Source organism: Flavihumibacter solisilvae (assembly GCF_000814475.1).
GTDB lineage: Bacteria > Bacteroidota > Bacteroidia > Chitinophagales > Chitinophagaceae > Flavihumibacter > Flavihumibacter solisilvae.
Genome location: NZ_JSVC01000005.1, coordinates 241,832 through 267,580, shown reverse-complemented (window position 1 = coordinate 267,580; position 25,749 = coordinate 241,832). Strand labels below are relative to the sequence as shown.

Annotated in this window: 20 protein-coding genes; 11 read left to right on the top strand and 9 right to left on the bottom strand. The window is 46.4% G+C overall.

Annotation, left to right across the window (positions count from 1 at the left end):
• Positions 1–2: 2 nt before the first annotated feature.
• Genes OI18_RS05460 through OI18_RS05450 form a run of 3 tightly spaced genes read left to right on the top strand, consistent with a single transcriptional unit; the run spans position 3 to position 3,331 of the window.
• Positions 3–977, top strand: coding sequence for a Gfo/Idh/MocA family protein (locus OI18_RS05460; protein ID WP_039137847.1), 975 nt, complete (start codon positions 3–5; stop codon positions 975–977).
• Between the two features lie 4 nt (positions 978–981).
• Positions 982–2,391 carry a sugar transferase gene (locus OI18_RS05455; protein WP_039137846.1) on the top strand — a complete coding sequence of 470 codons (1,410 nt, stop codon included), beginning with the start codon at positions 982–984 and terminating at the stop codon, positions 2,389–2,391.
• 16 nt (positions 2,392–2,407) lie between these two features.
• On the top strand, positions 2,408–3,331 hold the full coding sequence (locus OI18_RS05450; RefSeq protein ID WP_039137845.1) for a hypothetical protein: 924 nt from the start codon (positions 2,408–2,410) through the stop codon (positions 3,329–3,331).
• 8 nt (positions 3,332–3,339) lie between these two features.
• On the opposite strand, the gene OI18_RS05445 is transcribed toward OI18_RS05450, so the two are convergent.
• From OI18_RS05445 to OI18_RS05415, 7 genes are all read right to left on the bottom strand, one after another.
• Positions 3,340–4,020 (bottom strand): 2-C-methyl-D-erythritol 4-phosphate cytidylyltransferase, encoded by a 681-nt coding sequence (locus OI18_RS05445; protein ID WP_039137843.1) that lies wholly within the window; start codon positions 4,018–4,020, stop codon positions 3,340–3,342.
• A gap of 27 nt (positions 4,021–4,047) precedes the next feature.
• Complete coding sequence (locus OI18_RS05440) at positions 4,048–5,034, bottom strand: bifunctional heptose 7-phosphate kinase/heptose 1-phosphate adenyltransferase (protein ID WP_039137841.1); 987 nt, start codon at positions 5,032–5,034, stop codon at positions 4,048–4,050.
• A 14-nt stretch (positions 5,035–5,048) separates the two neighbouring features.
• Positions 5,049–6,509: an APC family permease gene (locus OI18_RS05435; protein WP_039137840.1), complete on the bottom strand. Its 1,461-nt coding sequence runs from the start codon at positions 6,507–6,509 to the stop codon at positions 5,049–5,051.
• A 40-nt stretch (positions 6,510–6,549) separates the two neighbouring features.
• A complete protein-coding gene (locus tag OI18_RS23635; protein WP_052272889.1) occupies positions 6,550–7,140 on the bottom strand; it encodes an OmpH/Skp family outer membrane protein in 591 nt (196 codons plus the stop codon).
• 168 nt (positions 7,141–7,308) lie between these two features.
• On the bottom strand, positions 7,309–11,601 hold the full coding sequence (gene rpoC / locus OI18_RS05425) for a DNA-directed RNA polymerase subunit beta' (RefSeq protein WP_039137839.1): 4,293 nt from the start codon (positions 11,599–11,601) through the stop codon (positions 7,309–7,311).
• Between the two features lie 209 nt (positions 11,602–11,810).
• Positions 11,811–12,437 (bottom strand): response regulator, encoded by a 627-nt coding sequence (locus OI18_RS05420; RefSeq protein WP_039137838.1) that lies wholly within the window; start codon positions 12,435–12,437, stop codon positions 11,811–11,813.
• Entirely contained in the window at positions 12,434–15,454 is a 3,021-nt protein-coding gene (locus OI18_RS05415; protein ID WP_082037862.1) for a sensor histidine kinase, read from the bottom strand. The genes OI18_RS05420 and OI18_RS05415 overlap by 4 nt, the downstream gene beginning before the upstream one ends.
• A gap of 263 nt (positions 15,455–15,717) precedes the next feature.
• Here OI18_RS05415 and OI18_RS05410 point away from each other — a divergent pair, with 263 nt between their 5' ends.
• From OI18_RS05410 to OI18_RS05400, 3 genes are all read left to right on the top strand, one after another.
• Complete coding sequence (locus tag OI18_RS05410) at positions 15,718–16,290, top strand: RNA polymerase sigma factor (protein ID WP_039137836.1); 573 nt, start codon at positions 15,718–15,720, stop codon at positions 16,288–16,290.
• A gap of 250 nt (positions 16,291–16,540) precedes the next feature.
• The gene (locus tag OI18_RS05405; protein WP_152616735.1) at positions 16,541–16,849 is read left to right on the top strand and encodes a hypothetical protein; all 309 of its coding nucleotides are present in this window, start codon (positions 16,541–16,543) and stop codon (positions 16,847–16,849) included.
• A 56-nt stretch (positions 16,850–16,905) separates the two neighbouring features.
• Positions 16,906–17,466: a hypothetical protein gene (locus OI18_RS05400; RefSeq protein ID WP_039137834.1), complete on the top strand. Its 561-nt coding sequence runs from the start codon at positions 16,906–16,908 to the stop codon at positions 17,464–17,466.
• A gap of 15 nt (positions 17,467–17,481) precedes the next feature.
• Here the strand turns inward: OI18_RS05400 and OI18_RS05395 are convergent, their stop codons facing one another.
• A complete protein-coding gene (locus tag OI18_RS05395; protein ID WP_039137832.1) occupies positions 17,482–18,744 on the bottom strand; it encodes a BamA/TamA family outer membrane protein in 1,263 nt (420 codons plus the stop codon).
• A gap of 228 nt (positions 18,745–18,972) precedes the next feature.
• Here OI18_RS05395 and OI18_RS05390 point away from each other — a divergent pair, with 228 nt between their 5' ends.
• Positions 18,973–19,347, top strand: coding sequence for a hypothetical protein (locus OI18_RS05390; protein ID WP_039137830.1), 375 nt, complete (start codon positions 18,973–18,975; stop codon positions 19,345–19,347).
• Here OI18_RS05390 and OI18_RS05385 read toward each other — a convergent pair.
• Positions 19,338–20,906 (bottom strand): hypothetical protein, encoded by a 1,569-nt coding sequence (locus OI18_RS05385; protein WP_039137829.1) that lies wholly within the window; start codon positions 20,904–20,906, stop codon positions 19,338–19,340. The genes OI18_RS05390 and OI18_RS05385 overlap by 10 nt on opposite strands.
• 205 nt (positions 20,907–21,111) lie before the next feature.
• On the opposite strand from OI18_RS05385, the gene OI18_RS05380 reads away from it, so the two are divergent.
• From OI18_RS05380 to OI18_RS05365, 4 genes are read left to right on the top strand one after another with little or no spacing between them, the layout of a single operon-like run.
• On the top strand, positions 21,112–22,278 hold the full coding sequence (locus OI18_RS05380) for a 2-isopropylmalate synthase (protein ID WP_052272888.1): 1,167 nt from the start codon (positions 21,112–21,114) through the stop codon (positions 22,276–22,278).
• A gap of 32 nt (positions 22,279–22,310) precedes the next feature.
• Positions 22,311–23,708: a 3-isopropylmalate dehydratase large subunit gene (gene leuC / locus OI18_RS05375; RefSeq protein ID WP_039137828.1), complete on the top strand. Its 1,398-nt coding sequence runs from the start codon at positions 22,311–22,313 to the stop codon at positions 23,706–23,708.
• Between the two features lie 32 nt (positions 23,709–23,740).
• Entirely contained in the window at positions 23,741–24,334 is a 594-nt protein-coding gene (gene leuD, locus OI18_RS05370) for a 3-isopropylmalate dehydratase small subunit (protein WP_039137827.1), read from the top strand.
• Positions 24,334–25,740 carry an ATP-binding cassette domain-containing protein gene (locus OI18_RS05365; protein WP_052272887.1) on the top strand — a complete coding sequence of 469 codons (1,407 nt, stop codon included), beginning with the start codon at positions 24,334–24,336 and terminating at the stop codon, positions 25,738–25,740. Before leuD ends, OI18_RS05365 begins: the two co-directional genes overlap by 1 nt.
• The last annotated feature ends 9 nt before the right edge of the window (positions 25,741–25,749 follow it).

The following is a 25,749-nucleotide window of genomic DNA, read 5'->3' as shown; positions in this document are numbered from 1 at the left end:
ATATGTTGAAAATCGGCGTTTTCGGTGTTGGTCACCTGGGAAAATTTCACCTGAATAACTGGAAGGAAATCAAGGGGGTTGAACTGGTTGGGTTTTACGATCCCAGTGATGAAACCGCTGCAGAAGTTACCGCCAGGTATGGCATTCCACGATTTATCGATCCATCCGAACTTATTAAGCTTATTGATGCGGCGGATATTGTTGCGCCCACCAACTATCATTTCGAACTGTGCCAGCTGGCCATCCGCAATGGCAAACACGTGTTTGTCGAAAAGCCCCTGGCAAACACTATGGACGAAGCCCGGGAACTGGTAAAGCTGGTAAAAGAATCGAACATTAAAATGCAGGTTGGACATGTGGAGCGATTCAATCCCGCGTTCCTTGCAACCCAGTCCCTCACCCTGAATCCAATGTTCATCGAGGTACACCGTCTTGCCCAATTCAACCCCCGGGGTACGGAAGTGAGCGTAATCCTCGATCTCATGATCCATGACATCGATATCATCCTCAGCATGGTAAAGAGCGAGGTTAAGAATATTTCATCCAGCGGTGTTGCAGTTATGACAGACACGCCGGATATTGCAAACGTCCGGATCGAATTCAATAATGGTTGCGTAGCCAACCTTACCTCGAGCCGCATTTCTATGAAAAAGATGCGTAAAATGAGGCTGTTTCAGAAAGACGCCTACGTAGGAATCGATTTCCTGAATAAAAAGACCGAGGTGATCAGGTTGAAGGGCGATGCTGACGAAAACGTGTTTGAATTTGATATTGATACGCCGAAAGGAAAGAAAACGATCGCCGTTGCAAACCCGCTGATTCCTGAAGTAAATGCCATTAAACTCGAGTTGGAGGAATTCCGGGATGCGATAGTCAACAATACACGTGTTGTTGTTTCAGAGGTTGACGGACTCAGGGCGATGGACGTGGCTCACCAGATTCTGCATAAGATCCGTAACAATACGATCAATACCTGATAAAATGAAACCTGCTAAACCAATCCATCCCGCCTGGTACGCACTGAGCGATTACCTGGCTGCGGCAGTCGTTTGGTTTATCTTCTACCTCATCCGGACATCGTTACTGGGATTACCGCTTTTTATTGACGGGTTGCTTGTGCTGAATAAGGGCTTCCTTGCAGGACTCGCCATTCTTCCTGTCATGTGGGTAATGTTTTACCTCCTGCTGGGAAGCTACGGCTCCCTGTATAAAAAGTCAAGGCTGACAGAATTCACTTATACAATTGTTGCCAGCCTGATCGGGTGCACGGTTGTATTTTTTGTAATACTACTAAACGACGACAGGAGAACACTGCCTTATTACTACAGCATCTTTGCGTGTTTCATAGTATTGCAGACAGGTCTGACGCTTGTCGGCCGGATGCTGTTACTCAAACGCGCAAAAAGGCAACTGTTGTGTGGCGCTGTCCGGTTCAACAGCCTGCTGGTCGGAGAAAGCGCCAAATCGAAAGAAGTATATCACGAAACCGCCAGGCTATTGCGCAACGCGGGATACTATTATTGCGGTTATGTGGCGCCACAACCAAATGGCCTCAGTAAGAAAATTCCTTTCGCCGGCACTGCAGATGACCTGGAAAAGATCATCGACCAATACAATGTTCACATGGTTGTGCTTGCCCTGGACACGGAGAAACAAAAGGAAACTGACCAATTCATCAGCAGGCTGAGCGAAAAGGATGTGGAGATCAAAATGCTGCCGAGCACAATCAATATCCTTACAGGTTCCCTGAGAACTGACGATGTATTCAGCCCTTTGTTAACTGATATTCAGACAGCACCTATGGTGGACTGGCAACAAAACATCAAGAGACTGCTGGATATATCTGTATCATTTTTATCTGGAATTCTCCTCTTCCCTGTGCTCATTTATGTGGCTGCCAGGGTGCGTTTATCGTCGCCAGGTCCGATCCTCTACCGGCAGCGTCGAACCGGTTACAAGGGAAAAGAATTTACGATCCTGAAATTCAGGTCAATGATAGCCGATGCGGAAATTAACGGACCTGCCCTCTCCTCGCACTTCGACAACAGGATAACTCTCTGGGGCAAAACCATGAGGAAATGGAGACTCGATGAACTGCCACAATTATGGAATATCCTTAAGGGAGAAATGAGCCTTGTAGGTCCCCGGCCGGAAAGAAAGTTTTACATTGACCAGATCGTAGAAAGGGAACCCTGTTACCGGTACCTGCTAAAGGTAAAGCCCGGTCTCACTTCGTGGGGAATGGTACAGTTCGGTTACGCTGAGAATATTGATGAAATGCTGAAAAGAATGAAATATGACCTGCTGTATATCGAGAATATATCGCTGGCACTAGATTTCAAAATCATGTTTCATACTATCAGGATAATCTTTCACGGTAAAGGCAAATAGGTAACAATTTCATGGCATGTCGGTAACAGGCAGTATAACATATTTAAGGCGAAAAGATATTGATACCCGTAAATGGGATGATTGCATTACCGCTTCTCCTAACGGACTTGTGTATGCGTATCATTTTTATCTCGACGGAATGTGTGACAACTGGGATGCGCTGGTACTCGACGACTATTCAGCAGTGATGCCCCTGCCCTGGAAAAAGAAGTGGGGGATTCATTACCTGCCCTATCAGCCGTTTTGTGCTTCACTTGGCATTTTCGGCAAGGGCATGGATTCGTTGACTGCCACAGAAAAATTTCTTGCAGCCATTCCCCGAAAATTCAGGTACTGGGATTTTCCCCTTAACCATGGCAACCATGTACTATCCGGCAAATTCGAGGTTAAGATCCGGACGAACTATGTCCTTTCGCTTTCAGACGACTACAGGAAGCTATCCGGGGAATACAGGCAGAACATCAAAAGGAATATACGCAAGTGCCATGACCTGAAATATACAGTAGACAAAGGGTTTCCCATCAAAGAGGTGACCAGCCTTGCGAAGTTATTTCATGTAAACAATGGAATCGACGACAGTGCATATGCGCAGTTTGAAGAAGTATTTAACCTGATGGCTTTAAAAAAGCAGGCTGTAACTTATGGGATTCGAAACGGTGCAGGTGACCTGCTGGCGTCATGTGGATTTGTATTCAGTCATCAACGGGCTTACTACCTGTTGGTAGGCAATCATCCTGATGGACGCACATCAGGTGCGTCGCATGCTTTAATTGATGCGTTTATTTCCGATCATGCAGGCCGTCGCCTGCTGCTCGATTTTGAAGGCTCTGATATTCGGAACCTCGCTTTTTTCTACAGCAGCTTCGGGGCACATACAGAACATTACCCGGCTATTCAGTATAACAGGTTGCCGGCTTTACTGCGATTCATGAAAAAATAAGTGACGGCCTATAATCCCATTTCCCTTTCTTCCAGTACTTTCTCAGCTATAAGCAGGTCAAGCGGCCTTGTAATCTTAATATTGCTGTTTTCCCCTTCGATCAGGTGAATTTTAACGCCCAGTTTTTCAACCACACTTGCCTCATCGGTAAAGCTTTCATGAAAATCCTGTTCAAATGCCGATTTTACGATGTCAGAGTAAAACGTCTGGGGAGTTTGGATGATCCGGATTTTATTCCTGTCAAGCTGTTCATTGCCGTTAAATGTTTCGATGCGAATGGAGTCGGTCGCACCAACAGCTGCAATCGCATTTCCTTTATCCACTGCGCCTTCATAACAGCGTCGGATAAGCTCGGGCGTCAGGAGGCAACGCACACCATCATGCACAAAAACAATGGAATGTTTCCGGATATGCTGCAGGCCGTTCCGTACGGAATGAAATCTTGTTTCCCCGCCAACTGTCATCCAGATTCGATCAGGATCGTACGTTGAACGAAGGATCTGTTGACCTGTCTGAAGGTGTTGTTCCGGCAGCACCAGGATTATCTGCATGTCCGGAAACGAATCCAGAAATGCGGTCAGGGTGTACCAGATAACAGGCTTACCACGTAATTCCAGGAATTGTTTGGGCACAGTCGTACCCATTCTCAGGCCGGAGCCACCTGCTACGACTACTGCATATTTTTCCATTCGCTCAGAATCGATTTAGAATATTTGTTATGACAGCAACATTTTGCATTCGCTCAGCAATACCTCTTTCCTGATGGCTGCCGTGCCCACTTCCTCACAAACCAGTCCTCCCGCAATATTTGCGATCTCGGAGAATAACTCCACTTTCCCAGTGGCGGCGAATACAAGTGCAGCGACAGCAATTACAGTATCACCTGCTCCGGAAACGTCTGCAATGTTCCGTAAATGACTGGGAATAATAGCTGCCTGGCCATTGTCCTGGTAAAAAACTCCTTTTTCCGAAAGGGTAATAAATGAAATACGGTGATCAAGCTTATCCTGCAACTGGTCATGTACTGACCTCATCGAATCAAGTGTTACGTGGTCAAGCTGGATATTAAGACCCTCTCTCACTTCTTTGAGGTTTGGTTTGAAAATATCCACGCCTTTATAGCTGAAGAAATTCTTTTTTTTGGGATCCACTGCTGTGAGTACTCCCTGCTTCCGGCAATCTGATATCACTTCAGTTATCAGGTTTTCCGTTAGCACGCCCTTGTTGTAATCTTCAAATATCAGGACGGCAGGTTTCGTTTCTTTCAGGTAGCTGGAGATCCGCTGCAAAAGTTGCGTTTCTGCATGGTGATCAAGATCCCGGGTGGTTTCACTGTCGAGTCTCATCATCTGCTGATTCCGGCTGATGATACGGGTCTTATTGGTTGTTTTGCGATCGGCACTAAAAACTACATGTGAGGTACCGATCCCGGCTTCTGCAAGCAACCGGTCAAGCATTTTACCATCTTCATCATCACCCATCACAGTAAAAATGTCAACGTTGGCACCCAAAGCTACAAGATTGAGAGCCACATTCCCTGCACCTCCGATCCGGAGTTCCCTGTTATCAAGTGCCACAACCGGCACCGGAGCTTCGGGAGAGATCCGTTCCACATGCCCCCACCAGTAGGTATCGAGCATTACATCGCCCACCACGGCAACTCTTATATCATTAAAGGATCCGAAAAGCTGATCAAAATTCATGGTGCAAAATTAACTTAAACAGCAACGTCTTTCCTTTTATTGGCTACTGCGATATAGTAAACAGGTATCCCTATAAGCACAATCAGCAGGCCAAAAGACGGATACTTTGGCTTGGATAATAATAATGCAAGACACATTGAAGTTGCCAGCAACACATAAAGTGCGGGTAAAACAGGATAGCCAAATGCTTTATAAGGGCGGGGAAGGTCAGGCCGGGTTGCCCTGAGCCGGAATATTCCTATGATTGTGAGTATATAAAAGATCAGCACTACAAATACCACATAATCAAGCAGCTCGCCATACCTGCCGCTCAGACACAGAATACAGGTCCACAGGCATTGAATCCACAAGCCTTTAGACGGCACGCCATTCTTGTTAAGGGTTCCGACCTGGCGAAAGAATAATCCGTCTTTCGCCATTGTATAGTAAACCCTCGCACCGGAGAGGATCAGCCCGTTGTTACAACCGAAGGTGGAGATCATGATCATTATCGCAATAACAATTGTGCCTGCCTGTGCGAATATATTTTGTGAGGCAGCAACCGCTACCCTGTCATTTTCTGCGAAAGCAATTTCATTAAGTGGAAGTACTGCTGTGTACATCAGGTTCGCACATACGTAGATGACCGTAACGATGAGCGTGCCCAGGAACAGACTCAGGCCAATGTTTTTTTCCGGCCTTTTAATTTCGCCGGCGATGAAGGTTACGTTATTCCAGGCATCGCTGCTGAATACAGAGCCCACCATGGCTGTAGCAACTGCGCCAACGATGGCAAATATTGTAGCATAGTCGGTCTTCCTGATCGCTTCACCGACAAAAACGAGTTCATTACCGCCTTCTGTACGTTCGAGCTTACCAAAATCCCAGGCATTTGCCCAGTTCGCATCCCAAATACCGGCTTTTGCTCCCAGAAGAAATCCAAATATTATCAGGCCAAACAGGGCAAGCAATTTTGCCAGGGTAAATGTTGTCTGGATCCATTTACCTTCCTTAACACCTCTTGTATTGATATAAGTTAATAGTACTATAAGCAGGATCGATACCAACTGTGCAGCCGAAACCCTGATGTAAGCTGTATCAATGAGGTAATTGTTTTCACTCAGCGAAGGAAAAATATATGCAGCAAACTTTGAAAAAGCAACCCCTACCGCTGCGATTGTTCCAGTTTGGATTACCGCAAAGAAACTCCAGCCATAGAGGAATCCTACTAAAGGATTATATGCTTCTTTAAGATATACATACTGACCGCCGGCTTTGGGATACATGGCGCTCAACTCACCATAGCTAAGGGCTGCGGTTAGTGTCATGAACCCGGTAAGCAACCAAACGAATATCAGCCAGCCTGCGCTGCCGACGTTCCTGGTAATATCTGCACTGACAATAAAAATTCCGGATCCGATCATGGAACCTGCAACAACCATCGTTGCATCGAGTAATCCAAGGGTAGGTTTGAACGAAGAACCAGTCTGACTCATAGAGAATTAATAATCCGGTAAGATATACAATCCTTCCGAATTATTTCTTCTTGTACGCAGTGTTCAGTCCCTGGATCAGCTGATCGGTAATGTTGTAGATTGTGTCTTTGTAAAACATCAGTTCCGGCTCATAGGAAATAATATACGAGTATCCCTTGTCCTTGTTGAACTCTTTCAGGTATTCCTCGATCTTGGTTTTAATGTTTTTCTTATAGTCCATCTTCAGGTTCTCAAGCTGTTGCTCGAGGGTAAGCCTGCGTTGCTGGTAATTCTGCTGCATCTGCGCGTACTCACGCTGAACCGCATCTGCCTCTGACTGGCTCATGGAGGCGCCTTTCTGCTGCCATTCATTGATCTTTTTCTGGTAAGACCGCTCAAGGACAGAAAGCTCGTTATTCATCGACTCTTCCTTTACTTTCAGCTGTGCAAGTGCATCCTTGAAGAATTCATATTTGTTTTGCAGCGAATCAATATCAAAGTAGGCAATCCTGAATTCTGCAGCAGCCGTTTTACCGCTACCGTCTGTATGCGAAGGCGTAGCTGCTGTATCGCCTTTACTGAAATGCTTAACCAGAAGAAATCCGCTCACAAGGGTCGCAATCACACTGAGAACTAAAGAAAGTTGCTTCATGAAATAGTGTTTGTTATTGGCAAATTAAGGGGTTTATACAGAAAGCGGAATTTCCCTGTGAAAATCTTTTGAAATTTAACGCTTTGTGTATGTTTTACGGGGTGTTGTAAAAGTAAAGTGCCTGGTCCTTGCGGGCCAGACACTTTTATTTACGGCAGTTGTTGCTGCTTATTCTTCGTCATCAAAATTCATCGCTTCACGTGTAGTCTGCAACAGCTCATATTCTTCCTTGCTGCCCACGATCATGTTCTCAAAATCGCGCAGACCCGTACCGGCCGGGATCTGGTGACCAGTGATCACATTCTCTTTCAGACCCATCATATCGTCAGTTTTACCCTGGATCGCCGCAGTGCTGAGCACTTTGGTTGTTTCCTGGAACGAAGCTGCCGAAATCCAGCTCTGTACTCCGAGTGAAGCTTTGGTGATACCAAGCAGCAGTGGATGAGAAGTCGCCGGTTGCGCATCGCGGTATTCAACCAGTTTCTTATCGGAACGACGGAGGATCGAGTTTTCTTCACGAAGGTCGCGCAGACTAACGATCTGGCCGGCGCGCAGCCTTGAGCTTTCGCCCGGATCTGCTACTACCTTCTTGTCAAAGATCCAGTCATTCTCTTCGATGAATTCAAACTTATCAACGGTATCGTCTTCGAGGAACTTGGTATCTCCCGGATCTACGATAGATACCTTTTTCATCATCTGGCGAACGATCACTTCAATGTGTTTGTCGTTGATACGTACACCCTGGAGTCGGTAAACTTCCTGGATTTCATTCACCACATATTCCTGAACAGCGAAAGGTCCTTTGATGTTGAGGATATCGCTTGGTGCAATCTGTCCGTCAGAAAGTGCTACCCCTGCTTTCACGAAGTCTCCGTCTTGTGCAAGGATCTGGCGTGTCAGCGGAACAAGGTATTTCTTGGTTACTCCGTCACGGGCTTCCACGATGATCTCACGGTTACCACGCTTGATAGATCCGAAGGTCACCACACCATCAATTTCAGAAACGATGGCAGGGTTACCGGGGTTACGTGCTTCGAAAAGTTCAGTTACACGAGGCAGACCCCCGGTGATATCCCTAAGCTTACCGAGTACACGCGGGATCTTAACGATCACCTGCCCGGCTTTCACTTCATCGTTTTCTTCGATGATGATATGCGAGCCTACCGGCAGGTTATATGATTTGATCTCCTTGCCTTCTACGTTCACAGAAGGAATCTTGGTCTTATCTTTTGTTTCGATTACCACTTTTTCACGGTGACCAGTCTGCTCATCAGCCTCTTCACGATAGGTAATACCTTCGATTACATTCTCGAGTTTAACAGCACCGGCAATTTCCGCGATGATAACGTTGTTGTATGGGTCCCATGTGCAGATCACATCACCTTTGGCTACTTTCTGGCCATCCTTCACCTGGAGTGTTGCACCATAAGGAATGTTCACCACGTTCAGCAGGCGGTCATTCTTCACATCCATGTTCCTGATCTCACCGGTACGACCGATAACAACCTGGACTTTTTCACCTTCTGCATTCTCAGTAAGTACGGTACGCAGACCATCAAACTGGATGGTACCGTCAAACTTGGCGAGAAGTGAGGATTCAACAGAAGCAGATCCTGCCACACCACCCACGTGGAAGGTACGGAGTGTAAGCTGTGTACCCGGTTCACCGATCGACTGCGCAGCGATGATACCAACAGCATCACCTTTTTGTGCGGTATATCCTGTTGCCAGGTTCTTACCGTAACACTTCACACACACGCCGCGTTTACTTTCGCAGGTCAGTACGGAGCGGATCTCCACTATTTCAATACCTGAATCTTCGATCCGCTGTGCAGTATCATTGGTAATTTCTTCACCTGCTGTGACAATCAGTTCCTCGTTCAGCGGGTCATAAATATTGTGAAGGGAATTTCTTCCTTCGATCCTGTCTTTCAGTGGTTCAATAACGTCTTCATTATCCTTCAGGGCAGAAGTCGCAATACCACGGAGTGTTCCGCAATCTTCTTCAGTGATCACCACATCCTGGGAAACGTCCACAAGACGACGTGTCAGGTAACCGGCATCCGCAGTTTTAAGGGCGGTATCGGCCAGACCTTTACGGGCACCGTGCGTAGAGATAAAGTAGTCCAATACGTTCAGACCACCTTTAAAATTCGAAAGGATCGGGTTCTCAATGATCTCAGACCCTGTAGAACCACTCTTACGCGGCTTTGCCATCAGACCCCTGATACCAGCGAGCTGCTTAACCTGCTGCTTCGAACCACGCGCACCTGAGTCAAGCATCATGTAAACAGAGTTGAAGCCCTGCTTGTCATTCTGCATTTCACGGATAAGGGTCTCCGTGATACGGGTATCCACCCTTGACCAGATATCAACGATCTGGTTGTATCGTTCGTTATTTGTAATGAGACCCATGTTGTAGTTGTCCCACACTTCATCCACTTCAACTTTCGCCTGCTCAAGAAGTTCTTCCTTAACTTCAGGAATGATCAGATCCTGCGGGTTGAAAGACAAACCGCCACGGAACGCCATACGGAAACCAAGCTGCTTGATATCATCGAGGAACTTCGCTGTTTTCGGAACGTTGGTGATCTTGATGATGTCGCCAATGATTTCGCGAAGGCTCTTCTTGGTCAGCAGGGCGTTTACGAATCCAACTTCGACAGGAACGTACACGTTGAAAAGTACGCGACCTACAGTAGTTTCGATGAGCTTGCGCTCGAGTATTCCCTGGTTGCTGCGCATGTTTGTACGCAGTTTGATGGTTGCATGAAGATCGATTCTGCCTTCGTTATATGCGATCAGCACTTCTTCTGATGAATAGAAACTCATTCCTTCACCACGCACTTTTTCAGTTTCAGTGCTTTTCTTACCCTTTGTGATATAATACAGTCCGAGTACCATGTCCTGTGAAGGCAGGGTGATCGGCGTACCGTTCTGCGGGTTAAGAATGTTATGGGAAGAAAGCATCAGCAACTGTGCTTCAAGGACTGCTGCATTGCTGAGGGGAACGTGAACCGCCATCTGGTCACCGTCGAAGTCGGCGTTGAACGCTGTCGTTACGAGCGGGTGCAGCTGGATAGCTTTGCCTTCAATCAATTTTGGCTGGAAGGCCTGGATAGACAGGCGGTGCAGTGTCGGGGCACGGTTAAGCATAACCGGGTGCCCTTTCAGGATATTTTCAAGAATGTCCCAGATCACCGGTTCTTTTTTATCAACCAGTTTGCGGGCACTCTTAACAGTTTTTACTATACCCCTTTCAATCAGTTTGCGGATGATAAAGGGTTTGAAGAGTTCAGCAGCCATGTCTTTAGGCAGACCACACTCGTGCATTTTCAATTCCGGTCCAACCACAATTACGGAACGGCCGGAGTAGTCAACACGCTTACCGAGGAGGTTCTGGCGGAAACGACCCTGCTTTCCTTTCAGTACATCTGAAAGTGATTTCAGTGCACGGCCACCTTCAGCCTTAACGGCATTGGACTTACGGCTGTTATCGAACAGGGAATCGATCGCTTCCTGCAACATCCGCTTTTCGTTACGGAGGATCACCTCAGGAGCTTTGATCTCGAGAAGGCGCTTCAGACGGTTGTTCCGGATGATTACCCTGCGGTAAAGATCATTCAGGTCAGAAGACGCAAAACGACCGCCATCCAGGGGAACCAATGGACGCAATTCCGGTGGAATAACCGGGATGTATTGCATAACCATCCATTCCGGGCGGTTGGTGATCCTGCTGTTTGCATCACGGAATGCTTCCACAACACTCAGACGCTTAAGGGCGTCTGCCTTACGCTGCTGTGATGTTTCAGTAGCCGCAGCATTACGAAGGTCGTAGCTCAGCTGGTCCAGGTCAATCCGCTGCAACAGGTCGTGAACAGCTTCAGCACCCATCTTGGCGATGAACTTGTTCGGATCTTCGTCAGGCAGATATTGGTTATCCTTCGGTAATGTATCGAGTATATCGAGATATTCTTCTTCTGTCAGCAGGTCTCCCACATTCTGTCCCTTGTCGGTCCGGATGCCTGGCTGGATTACTACGAAACGCTCATAGTAAACAATGCTTTCCAGCTTCTTCGAGCTCATTCCGAGGAGGTATCCGATCTTGTTCGGCAAGCTCTTGAAATACCAGATGTGAACTACTGGTACCACCAGTTTAATGTGGCCCATGCGTTCACGACGCACTTTCTTCTCGGTAACCTCAACCCCGCAACGGTCACATACAATACCCTTATAACGGATGCGCTTGTACTTACCACATGCACATTCGTAATCCTTCACCGGCCCGAAGATCCTTTCACAGAAAAGACCATCACGCTCCGGCTTATAGGTACGATAGTTAATGGTTTCAGGCTTCAACACTTCACCGTAGCTCTTTTCCAGGATGGAATCAGGTGAGGCCAGTCCAATCGTGATTTTCGAAAAATTGGACTTGGGACGATTTTCTTTTTTGATAGCCATAGATATACTGCAGATTGTGTTTTATGGATCCTACCAGATGGGTGTTCAAGGTATAACATACAAATTCCTGCTCGTTATCCCCCATCGGAGGCACCAACGAAACAGGTTGATTATCAATACTTTATATGAAACACGCCTAGCTTTCCCAACTTAAATAGTGGGCAAAGATATGAAAAGCGGTGGAATAACAAGCACAGGGAAAGTTAATATTACTGGTTGTATTGCTGGAACAGCCGGGTAAGGGCAAGAATGCTTGTGACACCCATCTTTTCAAATATACGTCGCTTGTAAGTGTTGCCGGTACTGTACTGGATATTTAACAAATGGCATACTTCGGGGAGTGAGTGCCCTTTATCCAGCAACATGGCAATTTCGAGTTCACGGGGCGAAAGGTTGGAAAATGGATTAAGATCCCGCCCTCCCGTCTCGTTTTCAGCTATCAGCTGGGCTAACGTAGGGCTGATATATTTCCGGTTTTCCAGTACATTCCGGATTGCAGTCACGATCTCTTCATTGGACGCATTCTTGTTCAGAAAGCCATAAGCTCCCAATTTTAGTGCATGCACCCCAAACAGCTGCTCACTGTGCATGGTAAAAACGATCACCCTCATTGCTGGGGCTGCAGCCTGTAACCAATGCATTAGACCCGGGAAATCGGTGTTTGGCATATTGATATCAAGCATCATCAGGTCATAGTTCCACCTTTTGACACACTGGGCTATCTCTTCTTCAGCACTGGCTTCATCAATCCGGCCAAAACGAAAATGATCAGTCAGTAACAGCCGGATGCCTGACCGTACAATACCATGGTCATCTGCAAGGAGTATACTCTTCATAAGTATAAATTTATGGTTGCGCCTCCCCAGGAATTGTTTTCAATAGTTAACCGGATATTCAGCAGTTTACAGAAGTCGATAATAAAACGGAAGCCATTCCCCCGAACTGAATAAGTGACATTCCCGGGGGCCGGGCCGGCATCGATGGTGCGGTTCAACTGGTCTAGTATTTCCTGCCTGATCCCAGGACCAGTGTCCATTACCCTGATCCTGGTAATACCGTTAAAGTTGGTGACGTGCAGGTCTATAGTTCCATTCCGCATGACCTTATTTGCATTGTCAAGGATATTCCGAAGGATGATTTTCAGCAGCTGCCTGTCCGTTTTGAGGCTTGTGACTGCGTCGTGATCCATTCGAAGGGTGTTGCCTTTATCTTTCAACTGCGACGATATGAAACCGGAGAGTTCATAGGCCAGTTCGTCGAGCATTATCTCACTTTGTTGCGGACGCCAGTCTTTGTCAAGCGTTCTCAACCATGTACTGAACTCTTCAATCAAATGATAGCAGGCACGGCTGGTTATGCTGACTTCCCTCACGAGCTCATCCTTATCCATTGCACTGGGAACGTCTGTTCTCATCACCCGCTCCGTTGTATCGGCAAGGAATCTCATAGGGGACTGAAGATCATGCGTCAGGATCATGGCCAGCTTTTGCCGGAACTGTACATTCTTAGATAGCTCATTAATGAGTTTATCCTGTTCACCGGTTCTTTTCCGGATCTCATCTTCCAGTGCCGCCTTTTGTTTCACCAGGTAGTGGAATCTCATGTACGCCAATCCATAAAAAATCAATGCGGTAAGCACAGACATCAGCAACCAGAATTGAAGCGTCTCATGAAAGGCTGGCAGTACCACGAATGCCACCTGTTTCATAATCAGGTTATCCCTGCCAAACCTCACGCGCTTACACAGGTTCAATGTATAGTTTCCGGCGGGAAGTTTGTTGAGATGGATCATGCCGTCATCCTGCAAAGGATACCAATTGGAGTCCACACCTTCGATGTTATATTCCACCAGGTTATTGCGGGGATTGCCAAAAAACGGGGAAGACACAATGAACTGGATGCGTCTTGTACCAGGCTTTACCTGCAGCGCATGAAGATTGTATGGTCTCACGACATTACCGCCGATAACTGCTTCCACATATATCGGATTCTCGCTGCAGTGAGCAGAAATTTTTTCGGGATTGAACTGCACTATGCCTTTCATTGAAGGAAGCGCAATAAAGCCATTTTTCAACCGCACTCCCGCAGGTGTGCATCCTCCATTGAATTCGTTTGTAAGAAAACCGTCTGTCCGCTCATATTCATGGAAATAAGGAATGAAGGCAGGATCCCTGAAATAATCATAAAGGTCGCTGACAAGGACCTGGAAAAGACCGTTATTGGTGGGTATCCAGAAATATCCCTTTCCATCATCTACCACAGCATGTGCAAACGCAAGATGATTGTTGTAATCGGTCGGAAGCCGGATCAATCTGCTATTGCATATTGCGTAAAGACCTTTACCATACGTGCTGACCCACAAAGTACCACGACTGTCTTCATACAGCTGCCTTATTTCAATTCCCTTCAGTTCTTCCAATACTTCAGCCTGGTTAGTCTCCCTGCACACCCGGGCAAGTCCCAGTTCCCCTCCCAGCCAGAAATTCCTTGCGCTGTCTTCTATAATTGTCTGTACAGGGAAGTTTGCAGGCAAACCTTCAGGCGGTTCCAACCATTTGATTCTGTTGTTTTCGAGTTTTCCCAGGTAATGGCCGGCTGCCGCCAGCCAGCGGCTACCGTCATTGGATTCCAGGAAAGCTTTTACCCTAAGATTGTCTTCGCGGATATATGTTCGTTGCCTTAGGTTACTGTCAAGAACGACGATTCCGGCATCTAACTTGTTTACCCAACGATTCAGGAGGTAGTTTCCGTCTTTTGTATGTAAAATGCTCTGGCTTGTATAAACAGAGGGAAGATCAAACACTTTACCCGGCTGGATGCCTCCTTTCCAGGTTAAAAATCCGTTTCCACCGAGCGGTGCCAGTGCATACACGACTTCGGATTCCGGCTGGTCAAGCAATACAGCAGAGAATTGTTGTCGTTGAAATATATAGAGCCCGTCTGAAAGCGTTCCAACCAGGTAAATATCCGAGTCGGGTACTTCAAGGAAGCAGGTAATGTTGGAAATTTCTCCAACGTTCAAAACAGGGGTGCCAGTGACCAGGTTGTTTTCCCGGAAATCAAGCCGGTAGATCGTCTCCTTCCATCTGACATAAAGCGTATTTTCCTGAAGAATGAGACCAGTTGCAAATTCGGCACTTTTGCCCTTGTTCATTTCAGCTGCGAGTGGCCCGGTAATATGAACTTTTTCAAATTCCACAAGGCCTGTATCTGCGGCTACCAGTTCCATCATGCTATTAAAATACAGGTACCTGTTCCGTACGAAGGCTATGCTGTTCTGTGCCGACCTGTTCATCAGTTTCGCTTCGGGTAAAATCCATAACGGCCGGCTACCGGATTCTACCAGCCGCTCACAGTCTGAATACAGGTCATAGATCCTGTTGTATGCGACTGAACGCAACCATCGTTGCAGGGAAGCATCATAGCCCTTCATCAGAATAGGTCCTTCCGCGTCTAACCTGTATACAGAATTCCCTGCAGTTGTCGCAAGCAGCAGCTTTGAACCCGTTTTGCCGAGGAAGGCTATTGCCGTTGATCTGTGGTCATTTGAGGGTCCGGTATTGAACTGCCGGAAATGTTGTCCATCAAAACGGGTTAAACCCATTTCGGTACCAATCCATAAATAACCACTACTGTCGAAAGAGATGCCGCGGACGCTGTTTTGCGGCAAACCGTTTTCACCTGTGTAATGCGTTACAGAGTATTGTTTTGAAGGAGATAGTTCCTGAGCGAAAAGTTGAGATTGAACAATTGAAAGTACAGCCAGCCACGCCACAATACAACGGCCACACACCAGCATAAAACTGGTATTACAACGTGATACAACAGGGCGTGGGTTGAAGATGGGGGGCATTTATTACTGCTACCAACCTGTTGTTGCCGGTTTTTACAGGGATGCAAATCAGTGTATGATCCTGGGTCTGTACTAATTTAGCAAATACTCTTGTCAATTAAGCATAATTGTCATATTTCCTGTTACAGAAATTTGCGTCAATCTGTTACAAATCAGGTTCAAATGCATCATTAATTTAGCTATTCAGCCACCTGGATGCTTATCTGGCTAATGCCGTTCCCTATTCTGACCAAACCTTTTCCTCACCTATATCTGCAAGAATCATGCATTTTACTGCCGCCGTCGTAAAACAGGTATCAGATGAATCCATTATCGACCTTATTTACACAGACCGATCTGCGGGTATCAGCCTGTTGTTTAAAACATATTATAAGGCGCTTGTCAAATTCGCCGACGGATATGTTTCGGATATGAATACAGCTTCCGAGATCGTGCAGGAACTCTATGTGTCTTTGTATTGCAAGGGATTCCAGTTGCGCAATAAAAAGAGCCTCCTGCCCTACCTGCAGCAGAGTCTGCGTAACAGGATTTTTAACTACCACCGCAACAATAAACTACGTTCGAGGCATATGCAAAGCTTCCGTCTTTTCAGTGCAGAAGACGGCGAAGATGTCAACAGCCGGATCGCCTGCAAGGAAATGAAGGTTTTGCTAAACAGGAGTCTCGCTGGCATGTCTAATAAGTGCAGCATGGTTTTCCAGCTAAACAGGATTCATGGACTAACTATCAAACAGATTGCTGCAATTCTTGGAAAACCGGCGAGTACAATAGAAAAGCAACTTCGACAGGCGCTTTCCAACATCCGCAATGAATTCAGCCGTTTGTACCCTGACTAACAAAACTTCCGTGAATTTTTACCGGAAATGGCGGAATATCACTTTTTGCAGTGTCATAAGTATAGGACCACAAAAAATTTCAACCACAAACTAAGATATTAAAGACGGGGAAAGGAACGGGCCGATCGCAACTTGGAATGAAAATTTGAAGCATGCGCGTAGGCCCACCTTTTTTGTCGTGTCATGAAATCGACCGATGGAAAACAACCCAACCTTAATCGGGTATTCTGTAAATACTCAAAGGCATGTCATGTCAAAGCAGCGAAGGTCGTTCAAGGTGGAGGAAAAACTGCTTATACTTAAGCAGGCAGAAGATGAGGGCATTAAACAGACCCTGCTACAACACCATCTTTCATATAGTGTTTTGTCGCGCTGGAGAATAAAGCTGGAAGCGCTGCACAGGCTCAATTCAAATGCACTGAATACTGCTTCCCAACAGGAACTCAACTTGTTGATCGAAGAAAATATCCGTTTAAGAAAGATCATTGCTGAACAGGCGCTCGAACTCCAGATCAACAGGGAACGCCTGAACAACCTGCGATCAATAGGAAAATCATAAACACTGAAGCAATTGTTTAATATGAAACCAATTACCTCATAAGAAAAAAAAGCAATATGAAAAAAAAACTCATGCTAGCCATCACTGTTGTCCTGAATATGACTTTGTCTGCACAGACCCCGGATGAAGTTGTAATCACGGGCACAAACAAGGTTAGCAAACAGGAACTTCCTGCCGCAGTGATTGCTAAACTGGAAAAGCAGTTTCCGAATGCGCAAGCCGTTCAATATTACAAAGTACCACAGGATGTGGTTGCGAAAGGCTGGAATGTGACGGTCGATGACGAACTGGACCCGGCTGAAACTGTTGACTATTACACCATACAATTCACCCGGGATAATATGAATTACTATGGTCTTTATAAGCCTGACGGAACATTGATAAAATCCAAGCTGGAACAACAGGCTGCCACACTGCCTGATCCTGTTAAAGCATCCATCAGCAACATCAGCCAGACACATCCAGGCTGGACTGTGGTAGCAAAAACATATTATAAGAATACCAGTGCCACAAAGAACCTTGAGTATTACGAAGTCGTGGCAAGGAATGATGCCGGCGAACACAGAAGACTTTATTTCGCACCTGATGGTACACTGAAAAAACTGAAGAAAGAATAAAATGATAGGGGAACATCAGAAGACTTCCGACGCACCAAAGTAGATGCCGGAGGAGTGGTCTCCTCTTCCGTAATCAACCTGGATGTTCATTCGCGTTTGTTTGTTGAATAAAATGCGTATACCTGCTCCAAAACCAGGTTTTACATAATCGAAAAGATGGACGTAAGCGTCTTTATTGTCGATAGTAACGGCATTTACAAAGAGGACACCACCCAGCGTTCCTGTACATTTTGATATAGGGAACCGGAATTCAGTTTCTCCATAGACCATATTTTCTCCACGAAACCGGCCGATCGTATAACCACGGCCGGTTTTGCTTCTCTGGTCATATCCTAATGCCGGCAATCCCAGGTAAGGCTGGTCTCCCCCAACACTGAAATTCCCAATAAGCCAGAATGCCAGTACCATGCTTTCGTACTTACGTGATACTCCTTTGAAATAGCGGAATTCAGACCAGATTGCCGAGCTGTATTCATCACTACCCAGCCACGTTGGATTAAACCGGTAATTCAGGTTTGCATACATACCCTTATAAGCATTAACCATATTATCACGGGTATCATAAACTATATTCAGGCTTACACCTATCTGTTTATATTTTTCGGGGTTAAAACCATACTTACTGCTGTAGGCGTAGTGACTGGTTATATAAGCAGTAGGTGTGTCAAGTTTGAGGTCTTTGATATTATTGAAAAGGTCAAAATGCACCCCCGCACCTATAAACCAGCCATCCGCTACCCGGAAGGAAGCGACCTGGTGAATTTTGTAATAATTGAATTCCATAGGCTGCGACAGGGAATCAGTTGCCTCACCTTCCCCCATGAAATGAAAATAATAAGGTAATGTACCTTTCGGTGCGTTTGTGCCCAGCCCGTAAGTGGGTTCAGCATATAGGAAAAAACGCCAGTCGCCCGAAAGTAGTATCGTGTTTTTCTTCGCGTAAATAGTATTTCGCAGGAAGACGAGAAACTGGTTCTTAGATGTGTATTGAAGATTCGCCTGGAAGGCAGAGAGGTTCGAGTTAGGCAACTTGAATGCTGTCTGCAAAGTAGCACCAACTAAGAACCCGGTACTTGGCGAGCTGCCTATAAGCGGGGCAGCAAATATTGCAGAAGTTTTTTCTTTCGGCGGCTTTTTTTTGTTCGTCCATTGCCTGAACCAGTCAGTCATGTCTTTTGTCTGACAGCTGTCGTTGCCTGGCGAACCCGGCGTTTGCTGGGCTGTCAAATCCAGGCTCAGAAGAATGAAAATAAACACCACGACCGGATTACGTATCATCGTTGCTGTTTGATTTTACCAGATTCTGCCTAAACCTGCATGCACCCAACTTATTTTCAGAAAACTCCGCAGTTGCAAAACACTGCAGGCGACACTTGAATACATCGCTACCAGGAAAATATAAATAAAAAGACTCATGGGTAAATTAATCCAATTAAAGTTCACTTCAAAGAATAATTTTCACCCGGATCTGTCGTTATTCCTGCAATCCATAGAAAATCCTACCCGATGCATGACCTTAAGAAATTGGTAAAAGAGTTGTTTGAACAGGAATCACTGGTCCGGTCACTCGACAAGGAGATCAAAAATACCCGGGCACAATACCATCACCTGATCCTGAAAAATTCTGAAAAGATTTATTCTGACCAGGAAATGATAAACATCTATAGCATACACGAAAAACTTGTTGAACTGGAGAGCCGGCAGGAAGCTTTCAATAATCGTACAATAGAAATTAAATCATTTCTCTGTTCACTTGTGAAACCGCTGAATGGTGGCAGATGGATACACGAAACTGATGACTTCATGCATCCGAAACTCGAGTTCTGGATTGAGGACGACGAGCTGAAGTATGCGAGACTTAACGGAAGATCCTACGACTGATCCAATTCCCCCTTCCGCCTGCGATTTACCCCGGCTTTGCGCCTGATCACTTCCTGCACCGGAATGTTCTCAATCTTGCTTTCCAGCCAGCTGATCACATCGAGGTAGCTGAAGGTCCTTGTTTCGCGGGAATCATTTTCAAATGGCTTGATCTTTTCCAGGAGTTTCCTGAATTCATCTTTTATGGATGACGGTGAAAGGCTGAGTGCTTTCCGCAGAAAACGGAACATCTCTTCCTCCACTACACTCAGACTGCCCATATTGGCCATGAAACGGTATACTGATTTGATCAGGTATTCCAGGAGTTCATAATTGCCGAGCTCATAGTGTGCAATCAGGTGAAGCAGGCGTGCATAGCACTGCAGGTCTGTGCGCAAATCAACTTTCCAGTTAATGATTTTCTGAAGATAATCGATAGCCTTCTCATTGTCGCCACTGCCGAAATACAGGCAGGCAACTTTGTAATAAAATACCAGTACCCGGTGCCTGTCCAGTTGCAACCTGTATTCTTCCAGCTTTTCTTCAAGATATGGCACCAGTTGAAGTCCTTCAGTAAACGTGCCGGTAAGGAAATGCTGGTTGATACGGGCAAGCTGTAAGTACACGAATGCCTGGATCCTGTTGTTGTCATTCGTCTGAACCACATCTGTCCTTTCAAATTCCTCGAACAATTGCAGGGCCCGGGAAAAACCTGTCTCATTACGCAGGTCAAAGTGAGCACTTAGCAGGTTATGCAATCCTTTTATATACTGCAGGGTTTCCACTTTGATCATTTCCGGGTACTTGTGAAAAGTGTCAACCCACTTCTGCGAATAGCGGTAATACATGAGAAAGTCCTGCCGGATGAACGCGTACCAGGAATAACTCTGGCTGATGTAAAGGGTCTCATAAAAGCCCCTGCCCTGCGCAGGTTCGGCAGGCATATGCTGTTCAAAGAACCTGTCCAGTTCAGCCTCATCCTGCTTATTACGCGCGTGACCATGACGGATGTACCAGTCGTAAAGCAGCAGGGAAAGACTGGAACTGTCATTTATCCGTTCAAGGCGGCCGGTGACCTGTTCAGATTCGGTTACGAGAGATGCAGCACGATTCTCGCTGCTCCGGGTAATATGCAGGGCTTCGATCTTTTTTTCAAAAAAAACGGCCTGCATGATAAAGGTCACCTGGTTGTGCTGCCGTGCCTGGTCCTTAAGCTTATCGAGGATCTTGAGGCTCTGGAGGTACAGGCCTTTATTGTACAGAATCCTGGCATACCCCATTTGTTCATGGAGTTGAATATCAATATTATGCTCATCGCGGATAAGTCGCAGGCTGGAAAGGATCAGCCGGTAGAGATGGGCCTTTAAATTACTGAGCTGAGCCTTCTTTATGCCGGGGTTCTTCTTTAACAGGAGGGCTTCATCATATTCCGTCATCTTATCAAGTGCATCAAATAGTTCGGTCACTTTCAGGTTGTCAGCCCCCGTATTACGGGTTACGTACAGCTTGAAATTGCGTTTTTCCGACTTTTCAAGGGTCTTGATCAACTGGAATAAAGCGTCTATCTGTTTGTTGGGCATCGTAATTCGCTTAACATTAAACCCTTATCAGTACTGCATTTCAGCAAATTTAAGGGGGTTTAACCACTGTAATTCAGGAACCATTTTGATTTGAACGCCCATGATATGCTAGCTATTTTCGGTTTCGCAGGTCCCTGTATTTCACAAACATAGCAAGCAATCGGGAATATAGGGCCTGCTTACTTTATAAATCCCATGAATGCATATGGATAAGAAAATTTTCATATTTGACACAACCCTCCGCGATGGTGAACAGGTGCCCGGATGTAAACTCAATAAAAAAGAGAAGATCGAACTGGCCCTTGAACTAGAGGCGCTGGGTGTCGACATTCTGGAAGCCGGCTTCCCTATTTCTTCACCCGGGGACTTTGAAGCCGTTAACGAAATTGCCAGGTTATTGAAGAATACTACGGTATGCGGATTGAGCCGTGCAGTCCAGAAAGACATAGAAGTGGCTGCCGAAGCCCTCAAACCTGCTGTCCGCAAGCGGATACACACCGGAATCGGAACTTCGGACTTCCATATCAAGTCTAAATTCAATTCAACCCGTGAAGAGATCCTCCAGCGTGCCATTCAGTGCGTAAAGTGGGCGAGAAACTTTACTGATGATGTTGAGTTCTACGCAGAAGATGCAGGCCGGACCGACAATGACTACCTGGCCCGCGTGGTGGAAGCAGTTATTGCTGCCGGTGCCACAACAGTGAATATCCCGGATACAACCGGATATTGCCTTCCGCACCAATATGGTGAAAAGATTGCCTACCTTGTCAACAATGTTCCGAATATCGATAAAGCAGTTCTGAGCTGTCATTGTCATAACGACCTGGGCCTGGCAACAGCCAACTCTATCGCCGGTATCATTGGTGGAGCCCGCCAGATCGAGTGTACCATCAACGGACTGGGTGAAAGAGCCGGAAATACATCTTTGGAAGAAGTGGTAATGATCATTCGCCAGCATGCTTCACTTGGATTCTATACCGACATAAACGCGACCCAGCTGAACCCGATCAGCCGGATGGTGGCAGATACCATGCGTATGCCCGTACAACCTAACAAGGCGATCGTAGGCGCCAACGCATTTTCTCATTCATCCGGTATTCACCAGGACGGGTTCCTGAAAGATACCCAGACTTATGAAATTATAGCTCCGGAAGAAGTGGGCGCAGATAGTTCAAAGATCGTTTTGACTGCGAGAAGCGGCCGAAGCGCACTCGCTTACCGGTTCCAGAAACTTGGACACCAGTTTAACCGCAATGATATCGATGCCCTTTACCAGCGATTCCTGGAAGTGGCAGATACCAAAAAAGAAGTTTGCGATGAAGACCTCCAGCTGATTGCCTTTGCGCACAGCAAAAGCGTCGTTACCGCATAGTAATATTCACCTGATCATCGAATAGCAGAAAAATGGGTAAGACTTTATTTGACAAGATTTGGGAAACACATGTGGTGCAGCAGATCGAAGACGGCCCCTCAGTGTTTTATATTGACAGGCATTTTATACATGAAGTGACAAGTCCGCAGGCGTTCAAAGGCCTTGAACAGCGCGGTATTCCTGTTTTCCGCCCTGACCAGGTAGTGGCAACAGCGGACCACAATGTACCTACGCTTAACCAACACCTGCCTATTAAAGAAGAATTATCGCGATTGCAGGTAGCGACTCTGATAGAGAACTGCAAGAACCACAATATCGAACTATATGGTTTAGGCCATCCTTACCAGGGAATTGTTCATGTGATCGGACCAGAGCTGGGCATCACACAACCGGGAATGACCATTGTATGTGGTGACAGCCACACTTCCACGCATGGTGCTTTTGGATCCATTGCTTTCGGGATAGGAACCAGTGAAGTGGAAATGGTATTGGCAACGCAATGCCTGATGCAAAGCAAGCCAAAGCTGATGCGCATCAATGTTGAAGGTGAACTGCAGCCGGGAGTAGGAGCAAAAGATATTATCCTGTATATCATAGCCCAGATCTCTGCAAGTGGTGCGACCGGGTATTTCGTCGAATATGCAGGTTCTGCAATTCGTTCGCTAAGCATGGAAGCCCGCATGACCATCTGTAATATGAGTATCGAAATGGGTGCACGTGGCGGAATGATCGCTCCAGATGAAACGACCTTCACCTATATGAAAGGAAGAAAGTTCATGCCGCAAGGTGAAGCTTTCAACGAAAAAGTTTCCGAGTGGTCTAAACTTTACTCAGACCAGGATGCGACGTTTGATATGGAGATCAACATTGCAGCATCGGCTATCGGGCCAATGATTACCTATGGAACAAATCCGGGGATGGGCATCACCGTTACCGGCCACATTCCCACTCTTGAACAGATCGAAAGCAGCGACAGGCCGTCTTTTAATAAGTCGCTCCAGTATATGGGCTTTCACCCGGGTGCGTCTATCCGTGGTCAAAAAGTAGACTATGTATTCATAGGAAGCTGTACCAACAGCCGCATTGAAGACCTTCGCCAGGTTGCGGCATTTGTAAAGGGGAAGAAGAAAGCTGACGACGTTGAAGTGTGGATCGTTCCTGGCAGCAAGCAGGTTGAACAGCAGGCGATCGCCGAAGGAATTGACAAGGTATTTGAAGCTGCAGGCTTTCAGTTGCGGCAACCAGGCTGCTCCGCCTGCCTCGGGATGAATGAAGACAAAATTCCTGCCGGCAAATATTGCATCTCAACTTCCAACCGAAACTTTGAAGGCCGCCAGGGTCCAAACGCAAGGACACTGCTCGCAAGCCCGCTCACCGCTGCACTTGCAGCCATCACGGGCAAAGTTGATGACGTAAGAGAGTACATTTAAAAGTAAAAAAGGCAAAGGGAAAACTAAGACAAATGAAGTCACTTTCTACCATAACATCGACAGCTGTTCCGGTTCACATCGAGAATGTAGATACAGACCAGATAATACCAGCACGCTTCCTCAAGGCAACAAGCCGTGACGGATTCGGCAAGAACCTTTTCCGCGACTGGCGTTTTGAGAATGACGACGAAAACCAGCAGAAGAAAGATTTTATCCTCAATAATCCGCTTTTCAGTGGAAAGATCCTGGTAGCCGGTAAGAATTTCGGCTGCGGATCATCCCGCGAACATGCTGCATGGGCTATTAAAGATTATGGTTTTGATGTGGTTGTGAGCAGCTTTTTTGCTGACATCTTCCGCAACAACTCACTTAATAACTTCCTGCTGCCTGTACAGGTAAGCGAAGATTTCCTGCAACAGCTTTTCAGCGCTATAGAAAAAGATCCGGCTACAACCCTAGAAGTCGATCTTCCAGCCCAGACTATCAGTTTACCTTCTGTTGGGCTGACCACGACATTCGACATAAATCCTTATAAGAAAACCTGCCTGCTCAACGGTTATGATGATATTGATTACCTGCTGAGCATCAGGAAAGAAATAGAACAACACGAAAAGAACATGGCCTGATGAACCGGGATACCATCATAGTAAATAATGTTTCCCTTCAACTCAGTGGGAAAAAAATTCTGGATGGTATCGCATTTGAATTGCCTGCAGGCAGTCACCTGCTCATCAGCGGTTCTTCGGGAAGCGGGAAAACGTCGCTTGCCCACGCCTTGTCTTCAAGACTTACGGTTCACGCATTACGGGTAGATCAGCATTATCATTTTACGAACCGGTCGCATGTCAGCCAGTTCTATTACCAGCAGCGATTCAACAGCATGGAAGCGGACGATTCTGCAACCCTGCGTGAAGACCTCGAACATTTGTCAGAGGAAACTTTGAGATTGCTAAGGGTATTTGGTCTCCAGGAAAGGCTGGACACTCCCCTTCTTCACCTGTCAAGCGGTGAACATAAAAGATTCCAGCTCATCAAGGCTTTTCAGCAAAATGCACCGGTATACATCCTAGATGAACCTTTTACCGGTATGGATACAGCCAGCCGTGCCCTGTTGCGAAAGATCATGGAAGAAAAGTCCTGTACAGGATGCAGGTTTATTATCATCTGTGATCCGGAAGAATGCCCGCTGTTTATTGATTACGCGCTGCTGCTGGACAGTGGCAAACAGGCATACTTTGGAAACACAGCGGGACTCCCTGTTCACACATCCGAAAGAAAATTTGAAAGTCCCCGGATCGATATCGCACAACTCCCCCACCATTTTCAGATCGTAGTGGAGATGCATCAAAATGAGATCAGCTATGGTGACAAAAGACTTCTGAACAATGTGAACTGGACCATCAGGAACGGAGAAAGATGGTGGCTCAAGGGGGCAAATGGTACCGGAAAATCAACATTGATCAGCCTCATCACGGGCGATAATCCAAAAGCATACTGTAACGACATTTTACTCTTCGACAGGAAAAGGGGAACCGGCGAAAGCATCTGGGACATCAAGAAAAATATCGGTTATGTATCACCTGAACTTCAATGGTATTTTGACAGCAGTATCACCTGTTACCAGGCGGTTGCATCCGGATTGTTCGACACGATCGGGCTTTTTCGCCAGTTGAATGAGTCACAGCACGCAGAAGTAGTGAAATGGCTGGAACTGTTTGGCCTCACAGCAGTTCAGCACAGGCTGCTTTCCTTACTTTCGACAGGTCATCAGCGCCTGGCATTACTCGCACGGGCTATGATTAAAAACCCACACCTGCTGATTCTCGACGAACCCTGCCAGGGGCTCGATGATCACCAGCGGACTGCTTTCATAAATCTTGTTGACCGCCTTTGCGATGATCCGGAGCGAACACTTATTTATGTAACACATTATGAAACTGAACTGCCGGAGTGCATCAGTAAAAAACTGGTACTCGAAAATGGTACTGCATTCATAGGTGAGCATTTTTCAGAAAAATTATTATCAGCATAAATCCCAACC

Excerpts from the sequence above, each read along its gene's own strand:
- OI18_RS05410 (WP_039137836.1), top strand. The coding sequence starts at position 15,718 with ATGCATTTTACTGCCGCCGTCGTAAAACAGGTATCAGATGAATCCATT.
- OI18_RS05435 (WP_039137840.1), bottom strand. The coding sequence starts at position 6,509 with ATGAGTCAGACTGGTTCTTCGTTCAAACCTACCCTTGGATTACTCGAT.
- OI18_RS23635 (WP_052272889.1), bottom strand. The coding sequence starts at position 7,140 with ATGAAGCAACTTTCTTTAGTTCTCAGTGTGATTGCGACCCTTGTGAGC.
- OI18_RS05380 (WP_052272888.1), top strand. The coding sequence starts at position 21,112 with ATGGATAAGAAAATTTTCATATTTGACACAACCCTCCGCGATGGTGAA.
- OI18_RS05450 (WP_039137845.1), top strand. The coding sequence starts at position 2,408 with ATGTCGGTAACAGGCAGTATAACATATTTAAGGCGAAAAGATATTGAT.
- OI18_RS05390 (WP_039137830.1), top strand. The coding sequence starts at position 18,973 with ATGCATGACCTTAAGAAATTGGTAAAAGAGTTGTTTGAACAGGAATCA.
- OI18_RS05460 (WP_039137847.1), top strand. The coding sequence starts at position 3 with ATGTTGAAAATCGGCGTTTTCGGTGTTGGTCACCTGGGAAAATTTCAC.
- OI18_RS05365 (WP_052272887.1), top strand. The coding sequence starts at position 24,334 with ATGAACCGGGATACCATCATAGTAAATAATGTTTCCCTTCAACTCAGT.
- OI18_RS05385 (WP_039137829.1), bottom strand. The coding sequence starts at position 20,906 with ATGCCCAACAAACAGATAGACGCTTTATTCCAGTTGATCAAGACCCTT.
- leuC (WP_039137828.1), top strand. The coding sequence starts at position 22,311 with ATGGGTAAGACTTTATTTGACAAGATTTGGGAAACACATGTGGTGCAG.
- OI18_RS05415 (WP_082037862.1), bottom strand. The coding sequence starts at position 15,454 with ATGCCCCCCATCTTCAACCCACGCCCTGTTGTATCACGTTGTAATACC.
- OI18_RS05395 (WP_039137832.1), bottom strand. The coding sequence starts at position 18,744 with ATGATACGTAATCCGGTCGTGGTGTTTATTTTCATTCTTCTGAGCCTG.
- OI18_RS05405 (WP_152616735.1), top strand. The coding sequence starts at position 16,541 with ATGTCAAAGCAGCGAAGGTCGTTCAAGGTGGAGGAAAAACTGCTTATA.
- OI18_RS05455 (WP_039137846.1), top strand. The coding sequence starts at position 982 with ATGAAACCTGCTAAACCAATCCATCCCGCCTGGTACGCACTGAGCGAT.
- OI18_RS05400 (WP_039137834.1), top strand. The coding sequence starts at position 16,906 with ATGAAAAAAAAACTCATGCTAGCCATCACTGTTGTCCTGAATATGACT.
- rpoC (WP_039137839.1), bottom strand. The coding sequence starts at position 11,601 with ATGGCTATCAAAAAAGAAAATCGTCCCAAGTCCAATTTTTCGAAAATC.
- leuD (WP_039137827.1), top strand. The coding sequence starts at position 23,741 with ATGAAGTCACTTTCTACCATAACATCGACAGCTGTTCCGGTTCACATC.
- OI18_RS05445 (WP_039137843.1), bottom strand. The coding sequence starts at position 4,020 with ATGGAAAAATATGCAGTAGTCGTAGCAGGTGGCTCCGGCCTGAGAATG.
- OI18_RS05420 (WP_039137838.1), bottom strand. The coding sequence starts at position 12,437 with ATGAAGAGTATACTCCTTGCAGATGACCATGGTATTGTACGGTCAGGC.
- OI18_RS05440 (WP_039137841.1), bottom strand. The coding sequence starts at position 5,034 with ATGAATTTTGATCAGCTTTTCGGATCCTTTAATGATATAAGAGTTGCC.